This is a genomic window from Streptococcus vestibularis ATCC 49124 (assembly GCF_000188295.1).
In the GTDB taxonomy this organism is placed as follows: domain Bacteria; phylum Bacillota; class Bacilli; order Lactobacillales; family Streptococcaceae; genus Streptococcus; species Streptococcus vestibularis.
Genome location: NZ_GL831112.1, coordinates 1736611 through 1744094 on the forward strand (window position 1 = coordinate 1736611; position 7484 = coordinate 1744094).

Genomic DNA, 7484 nt, shown 5'->3' on the forward strand with positions numbered 1-7484 from the left:
CTAGTTTATTATTTAGCATTTTCAACCGCTGCTGTCACAAAGGCAGTGTAAAGTTCTTCAGCATGGTTTGGACGGCTATGGTATTCTGGGTGGTATTGAGCTGCCACAAAGAATTTCTTGTCTGGGAGTTCTACAACTTCCATCAAACGATTATCTGGTGACACACCTGAGAATACAAAGCCCTCAGCCTCAAACTGTTCACGGAACTTAGTATTAAATTCATAACGGTGACGGTGACGACGTTGAACAACTTCTTGGTTGCCATAAGCTGCAGCAGCCTTAGAACCTGGTTTCAACTTACATGGGTAAAGACCGAGACGAAGAGTACCACCCATGTCTTCAATGTCAATTTGATCACGCATAATATCGATAATTGGATATTTTGTGTTTGGATCAAGCTCAGCTGAATTAGCGCCATCCAAGTGAAGGACATGACGAGCAAACTCAATACATGTCAATTGCATACCGAGACAGACACCTAACATTGGCACATCATTTTCACGTGCATAACGAATAGCTTGAATCTTACCTTCAGTACCACGTTGACCGAAACCACCAGGAACGATGATACCATCAGCGTCAGCCAAACGAGAAGCAACATTTTCAGCAGTCAAATCATTAGCATTGACCCAGTCAATATCAATGGCAGTATCATTTGCCAAACCAGAGTGTTTAAGTGCCTCAACCACTGACAAGTAAGCATCGTGAAGCTCCACATACTTACCGACAAGAGCAATCTTAGTTGTCTTCTTAAGATTAAGTACCTTATCAACCATAGCAGACCACTCTGTCATATCTGCAGCTGGAGCATCCAGTTTCAAATGATCACAAACGATTTGATCCATACCTTGAGCCTGCATATTAAGTGGCACTTGATAGATATGTTCCACGTCGAGTGATTCGATAACAGCCTCAGGTGCAACATCACAGAACTGAGCCAATTTATTCTTGATTCCTTGACCAGCAGGTTGTTCTGTACGAATAACCAACATATTTGGTTGGATACCCAAACCACGCAATTCCTTAACAGAGTGTTGCGTTGGCTTTGTCTTCATTTCACCAGCAGCCTTCAAATAAGGAAGAAGCGTTGTGTGGATATACATAACATTGTCAGAACCCACATCAGCCTTCATTTGACGAAGCGCTTCAAGGAATGGAAGACTTTCAATATCACCAACCGTACCACCAACTTCAGTGATAATGACATCTGAATCAGTCGTTGTCGCTGCACGCTTAATCTTGTCTTTCAAAGCATCTGTGATATGAGGAATTACCTGAACAGTCGCACCTAGATACTCACCTTTACGTTCCTTACGCAACACCTCACTATAAATCTTACCAGTAGTAACGTTAGAGTATTTATTAAGATTGATATCAATAAAACGCTCGTAGTGACCAAGGTCAAGGTCAGTTTCAGCACCATCATCAGTGACATAAACTTCACCATGTTGGTAAGGACTCATTGTCCCTGGATCAATATTGATGTAAGGATCGAATTTTTGAATCGTTACCTTAAGACCACGGTTCTTAAGCAAACGTCCAAGACTCGCAGCTACAATCCCTTTACCAATTGAAGATACCACACCACCAGTGACGAAAATATATTTTGTCATATTAACTCCTTTAATATAATGTAAAACCATAAAAAATAGCAAATTGATTACCGTATTCAATAATCAAAATAATCCTTTACCAATGCCCAACATGAGTACTATTCAGTAACTCAATATCAACAAAACCAGTAAATGACTAAAAACAAAAATGACCCCCAAGAGTTTTACTCTGGGAGCCTTAATCACGACCTCTTCAAAAGAGGTGCCCGATAAATAGTCTAAACTATCCAAGACCATTTGTCAATAAAAACTTAGTCGTTTGACTCATCCTCATAGTCATCATCATCATCTTCTTCTGACAACTCAACATCATCCAAATCGTCATCTGGAATAATTTCATTCAACTCAGAGTCATAAGATTCCACTTCGGCTTTCTCATCATCTTCGCTATCGTCGTCATATTCAAGACTATCAGAATCAGGTGTGAAGTTTTCATCTTCTGGATCATCATCATTATAATCGATAGCATCTTCATCACCATCCATGAAGGCATTAACTTTCTTATTCTTACGTTTTGGTGCATTTTCATCAGTATCTTCCAATGTGATGACCTCTTCATCGATTTCATCAATTGCGTACCATGAACGCAAGCCCCATTTGTTATCACCTAGTGGAATGAAACTTCCATCCGTATTCAAATCTGAATAAAAGAATGGCAAAGCACTACGGATATCAGCATCCGATTTTTCTAAGTAATTTTGAATTTCATTGACTAAATCGTTGAAATACATTTCATTATCACGACCACGTGTTTCTAAGATAGCACGGGCCACTTCAATCATTGATAATTCACTTTTTTCTTGTCCAGCAAATACGTCTAGTTCCAAAGTGGTTCTCCTTCATTCTTACTCAAGCTACTTTCCATCAGAAATAGCTCAGCAATCAATTTTTCGCTACCTTTTATTTTACGCTAAAAAGAGTCAATAGTCAAAGCATTTATAGAAGAAAAAATCAAGTCTCAACAGAAACTTGATTTTAGTCATATTATTTAACTTTTGCTGTGCTTGTGATAACTTCAACAGCTTTCTTCATAGTGATATCGTGTTTAAGCATTTCAGGTGAAAGAAGTGCAGAAACTTGTGATACTTCCATGTTGTACTCAGCTGCAAGATCGTTGATTTCTTTTTGGATTTCTTCTTCTGTAGCGTCGAATCCTTCAGCAGCAGCAACAGCTTCGATAACAAGGTTAGTTTTCACACGTTTGTCAGCGTCAGCTTCATATTGTTTGTGAAGATCTTCTTGAGTTGTACCAGTGATTTGGAAGTACATTTCAGGAGAGATACCTTGACGTTGCATGTTACCCATGAATTCGTTCATAGCACGGTGAACTTCGTCTTCAACCATTTCTGCTGGCAATTCAACGATTTCAGCGTTTTCAACAGCCAAATCAAGTGCAGCACCTTCAACAGCGTCATCATATGCGATTTCTTTAGCTGCTTCAAGTTCTTTACGATATTTAGCTTTCAACTCATCAAGAGTTTCAACTTCATCGTCAAGATCCTTAGCCAACTCATCATCAAGAGCAGGAACTTCTTTAGCTTTAACTTCGTTAACTTTAGTAACAAATACAGCAGCTTTACCTGCAAGGTCAGAAGCTTGATAGTCTTCTGGGAAAGTAACTTTAACTTCTACTTCATCACCAGCTTTTGCTCCAACCAATTGGTCTTCGAATCCTGGGATAAATTGACCTGAACCAAGTTCAAGAGAGTGGTTTTCACCTTTACCACCGTCAAATTCAACACCATCTACTGAACCAACAAAGTCGATAACAACAGTGTCGCCATTTTCAGCTGCACCTTCTTTAACGACCAATTCAGCCAAGTTTCTGCGTTCGTTTTCAAGCTTAGCATCAACTTCTTCATCAGTAACTTCTTTAGAAGCTTCAACTGAAACTTCAAGATCTTTATATGCACCAAGTTTTACTTCAGGTTTTGTAACAACTTCTGCAGTAAGTGTCCAATCTTGACCTTTTTCAATTGATTTTACATCAATTTTTGGTTGTGCAACAACATCAAGATCAAGTTCAGCAATCGCTGCTTCATAAGCTGATGGAAGAATTGCATTCAAAGCATCGTCGTAAAGAGCTTCTTCACCAAATTTTTGGTTAAATACGGCACGAGGCATGTGTCCTTTTCGGAAACCTGGTACGTTCAAATTCTTTTTAACCTTGTTAAACGCTTGATCCAAAGCTGGTTGAATTTTATCTTGACCGATAGTAAATGTCACCACACCACGGTTAGTGGCTGTGTTTTCAAATGATACAGACATGTAGTCATTCTCCTTAAAATTTTTTATAGATACAGTTTAGTTTACCATATTTCAAAGCCTTTTGAAAGTTTTTTTCTCCAATTTAATATCAAGAAAATCGTTAGAGACTGCTTCTTTTTACAAATTTTGATAAACTAGAGATATGAATATTTTACAAAAGTATATACAGCAATTTAATTTCGAAGAAAGCCTAATGGTACTTATTTCGAAAGGGATTAAACTTCTCATTCTCCTCATCATCTTTCTTCTTAGTAAAAAGATTATCAACTTTTTATTTAAACATACTGTCGGACGTTCACTATCCTGGACCATTCAAACATCCGCCCGTAAAAAAACTATTGAACGCCTACTGCACAATTGCATGAACTATATCCTTTACTTTTTCCTTGTATACTGGCTTCTAAGTATTTTGGGTGTTCCCGTATCTAGCCTTCTAGCTGGAGCCGGACTTGCCGGTGTTGCCCTTGGTCTAGGAGCTCAAGGCTTCCTATCAGACGTCGTTAATGGTTTTTTCATCTTATTAGAAAATCAATTTGAAGTTGGTGATTCTGTTGAGGTAGAAGCCATTACAGGTCTTGTTTCTACTGTGGGTATCCGCACTACTCAGATTCGAGGCTTTGATGGAACACTCCATTTTATACCTAATCGTAATATCAAAATCGTTTCCAATAAATCTCGTGGAGATATGAGAGCTCAAATTGACATCCCAGTCTATACTTCTACCGATATCAATAAAGTAACAAGCATTATCCAACAAGTTAATAAAGACAACATTGAAAATTATCCTGAAATTATTGGGACTCCAAATATCATCGGATTAACTTCAAAACCTTCCGGACAACTTGTTTTTCGTGTTGACATTTTTACAAAAAATGGACAACAAGTCCATATCTATGCAGACTTCTTAAAACTTTACCAAGAAGCTATATTTAAAGAAAAGGTTGAACTTCCAAGAATTACTGGAAACACAATAGAAGTAAAATAAACAAACTCATCTTATAATAAGAGTCACTAATAATAAACAAATTAACTGATACGAATAATGTCCATAACTATTGAATAAAACAAACTAGAGAATAATTTCAACTCAGTCTTCTTCATTACATGGATCAAAGTCAACCATCCAAACTCTTAACTCTCGTATCATCTTTTTCCTTCCCCTAAAGCATTCACCAGCCAACAATCGATCCAACTTAAGAGAATCTTCCGATGATAACTGCTCACGAAAAGCATTAAGCTGCTCATCATAAGCAAGTCTATCAACCGTATCTAGCTCCTTATTGGGAATACAAAAAGCAATATCTGAGATTTCAACATAGCACTGTCTATTAGCTTGACGTTTTACTGACTCCTGCCGCCTCACTTCATCATTAAGTCGATTCCTAAACTTAGTTTTAAAGTAACGACGTAACTTATCATCATCTTTCTCTAAATCAGGAAACTTTTTTAAAAGCTGATACAAAGTCATCATCGCCTCTTGCTCCATGTCAGCTTGATCCCAAAGCTGAATAAAGTATTGCCTAAAAGCCTTAAGTACAATCGGCCTTACAGTTTCATATGCGTGAACAAAAACTTCTTGTTCCATTGAACCTCCAATAATAAATATAAATTTTGTAATTAGATAACTACAGACCTATTATAAAAGAATGTAGAAAAATAAAATAGAGACATATATGTCACTATAAATAACTTGGCTAAAACAATTAGAGGAATGAGTGAGATAGAGTCAAAACCACCCACTATGATATGCCCCCTGTCAAGTAGACAGGTTAACTATCTAAAAAAGTGTCTGTTTTTGAAGGTCAGTCGTACAAAATAAATGTACGGCTGTTTTGTTATGCAGACCACTTAGACTTGTACTTTTCAATTTTGTTATTCTTAGCGATTGAGTATGACAAAGGATGTTCTGATGTTAAGACAGCGCTTCTAACTTCCAAAGGCGTTTTACAGTCATATCTACTTTGTGGACGCTCTTGACAGTATAGTCTTTGATGGCATAATAGTTGACAATCTCTTTGCGTTCATCAATAGTGGTTTTACGTCTTGCTTTTGCCATATAGAGCCCCCGTTTTGGAGCGTAATCCTTAAGTTCTATATTGGCATTATACATCCTAATCCACTTTCTTAAAAGTCCTTAAGAAATATCATACTGATGACCTAAATCAATAGATGAAGCCTCACCACTAATACATTTTTCTACAAGTTCCATTTTAAATTCTTTTGAATAGGAACGTTTTTTTGTTTTCTTTGTGAATCCTAAAATCCCATATTTTTTTATAGATGGCAGCCCAATCTTGAATCGTCCTTGTGGAAATATGGAGACAGTTACATATTTCAGATCTGGAGCGATTACCATTAATATAATCGAGACAAGCTTGTTCTTTCTCGTAGGGGGTGAATCTTTCTCTTCTAGACATAAAAATACCTCTTAAGTAGATTTTAGGTATTTACCTTGTCTACTTAAGAGGTATCATATCATTTTCACGGGTGGTTTGCTCTTCGGCTGAAAGGCACCGCTAAAGATCTACCGAATCGTTTTCCTTCATCTCACCTTTTCTCGATAACCCGACTAACTGGTCTCAATATCAACAAAAAGCCTAAAAACTAAATTTACAACACTCATATTTATACTTTAAATTAGCGTTTCCGACAAATATCATTAAGCTACTCTTACCCTTTAAATATCCCATAAATGAAGAAACAATTAGTTTATATAGTATACTCACCAACATGTGAATATGATCTATGTATTTCAACATAATCGTAAGATTTGAACTATACTTGTTTTGTATTTTCCATAAATTATCTGACGTCGATATTTTAATGCGAACACAATATGATACTTATAATTCCTTGTAGTATGTACTAAACTATTATTATCCTGTCACATCAAGGATTTTCTTTAGTATATTAGTTAGTGATCAGGAAAACTTATCTAATATAACACTTTAGGGAGATATTATTGATATATCGCTAAAAGCTTTTCAGAACCACTAGCACCGCTAGTGGTTTTCAAGGCTCTATAATTTCTGTAGTTGGTAAAACCACTGTAGAGATTATAGAGCTTTTTTTGAATGTACCCAAAAAGTCCCATAAGAACTATAATGAAAAGCAACTAAACCATTCTTAGGAAGAACTCATGAGATTTATTCAGAATACCACAGAATAAAAAAACTAACGTCATTATTTCTCTTGTTTTTGAAAAAAATACCCTCATCGAGGTTCAAGTAAAACTGGAATACCAACACTACTATATCCTTGAAAAGGCTTTCTTCCAGTGTAAAGGGTGTCAGAGAGTCACTGTGGTCGAGACATCAATCGTTGAGAAAAAACACCAAATTACAAATCTAGTCCGACAAAAAGTTACACAACTCCTTACTGAAAAGGGATCACTAACAGATATTGTCAAAAGACTTCATGTCTCAACGTCCACTGTCTATCATAAACTTGACCAGTTTACTTTCAAGTAACATAAAGACCAACTCCCTACTGTTATGTCCTGAGATGAGCAAGATACAGTTTATTAAGATGAATATGTCAGAAGCCTATATGCCACTAGCTCGAAGACTTTTTGTCAAACCTTAACTACAGTTGACAAATGAA

General features: G+C 36.6%; 7 protein-coding genes and 2 pseudogenes. 2 read left to right on the forward strand and 7 right to left on the reverse strand.

Annotated features, from left to right (window positions below; all coding sequences use genetic code 11):
* Positions 1 to 8 precede the first annotated feature (8 nt).
* From pyrG to tig, 3 genes are all read right to left on the reverse strand, one after another.
* Positions 9 to 1613: a CTP synthase gene (pyrG, locus tag HMPREF9425_RS08375; protein WP_002885608.1), complete on the reverse strand. Its 1605-nt coding sequence runs from the start codon at positions 1611 to 1613 to the stop codon at positions 9 to 11.
* Between the two features lie 251 nt (positions 1614 to 1864).
* Positions 1865 to 2440: a DNA-directed RNA polymerase subunit delta gene (rpoE, locus tag HMPREF9425_RS08380; RefSeq protein WP_003098181.1), complete on the reverse strand. Its 576-nt coding sequence runs from the start codon at positions 2438 to 2440 to the stop codon at positions 1865 to 1867.
* 157 nt (positions 2441 to 2597) lie between these two features.
* Positions 2598 to 3881 carry a trigger factor gene (gene tig / locus HMPREF9425_RS08385; RefSeq protein WP_003095183.1) on the reverse strand — a complete coding sequence of 428 codons (1284 nt, stop codon included), beginning with the start codon at positions 3879 to 3881 and terminating at the stop codon, positions 2598 to 2600.
* Positions 3882 to 4023: 142 nt separating this feature from the next.
* Between tig and HMPREF9425_RS08390 the strand changes: the two genes are divergently transcribed.
* Positions 4024 to 4866: a mechanosensitive ion channel family protein gene (locus HMPREF9425_RS08390; RefSeq protein WP_003098186.1), complete on the forward strand. Its 843-nt coding sequence runs from the start codon at positions 4024 to 4026 to the stop codon at positions 4864 to 4866.
* 102 nt (positions 4867 to 4968) lie between these two features.
* Here the strand turns inward: HMPREF9425_RS08390 and HMPREF9425_RS08395 are convergent, their stop codons facing one another.
* From HMPREF9425_RS08395 to HMPREF9425_RS09600, 4 genes and pseudogenes are all read right to left on the reverse strand, one after another.
* Entirely contained in the window at positions 4969 to 5466 is a 498-nt protein-coding gene (locus tag HMPREF9425_RS08395) for a sigma-70 RNA polymerase sigma factor region 4 domain-containing protein (protein ID WP_003095137.1), read from the reverse strand.
* 327 nt (positions 5467 to 5793) lie between these two features.
* Positions 5794 to 5937, reverse strand: coding sequence for a hypothetical protein (locus tag HMPREF9425_RS08400; protein WP_225901374.1), 144 nt, complete (start codon positions 5935 to 5937; stop codon positions 5794 to 5796).
* Positions 5938 to 6015: 78 nt separating this feature from the next.
* Positions 6016 to 6237, reverse strand: a complete 222-nt coding sequence (locus HMPREF9425_RS10110) for a transposase (protein WP_003098189.1) — start codon at positions 6235 to 6237, stop codon at positions 6016 to 6018.
* A 265-nt stretch (positions 6238 to 6502) separates the two neighbouring features.
* Positions 6503 to 6717, reverse strand: a pseudogene (locus tag HMPREF9425_RS09600) (transposase); the annotation flags it as partial.
* A gap of 303 nt (positions 6718 to 7020) precedes the next feature.
* Here HMPREF9425_RS09600 and HMPREF9425_RS09605 point away from each other — a divergent pair.
* Positions 7021 to 7348, forward strand: a pseudogene (locus tag HMPREF9425_RS09605) (helix-turn-helix domain-containing protein); the annotation flags it as partial.
* Positions 7349 to 7484: the final 136 nt, after the last annotated feature.

Coding starts and splice junctions, on each gene's coding strand:
- pyrG (WP_002885608.1), bottom strand. CDS start 1,613: ATGACAAAATATATTTTCGTCACTGGTGGTGTGGTATCTTCAATTGGT.
- tig (WP_003095183.1), bottom strand. CDS start 3,881: ATGTCTGTATCATTTGAAAACACAGCCACTAACCGTGGTGTGGTGACA.
- HMPREF9425_RS08400 (WP_225901374.1), bottom strand. CDS start 5,937: ATGGCAAAAGCAAGACGTAAAACCACTATTGATGAACGCAAAGAGATT.
- HMPREF9425_RS08390 (WP_003098186.1), top strand. CDS start 4,024: ATGAATATTTTACAAAAGTATATACAGCAATTTAATTTCGAAGAAAGC.
- HMPREF9425_RS10110 (WP_003098189.1), bottom strand. CDS start 6,237: ATGGTAATCGCTCCAGATCTGAAATATGTAACTGTCTCCATATTTCCA.
- HMPREF9425_RS08395 (WP_003095137.1), bottom strand. CDS start 5,466: ATGGAACAAGAAGTTTTTGTTCACGCATATGAAACTGTAAGGCCGATT.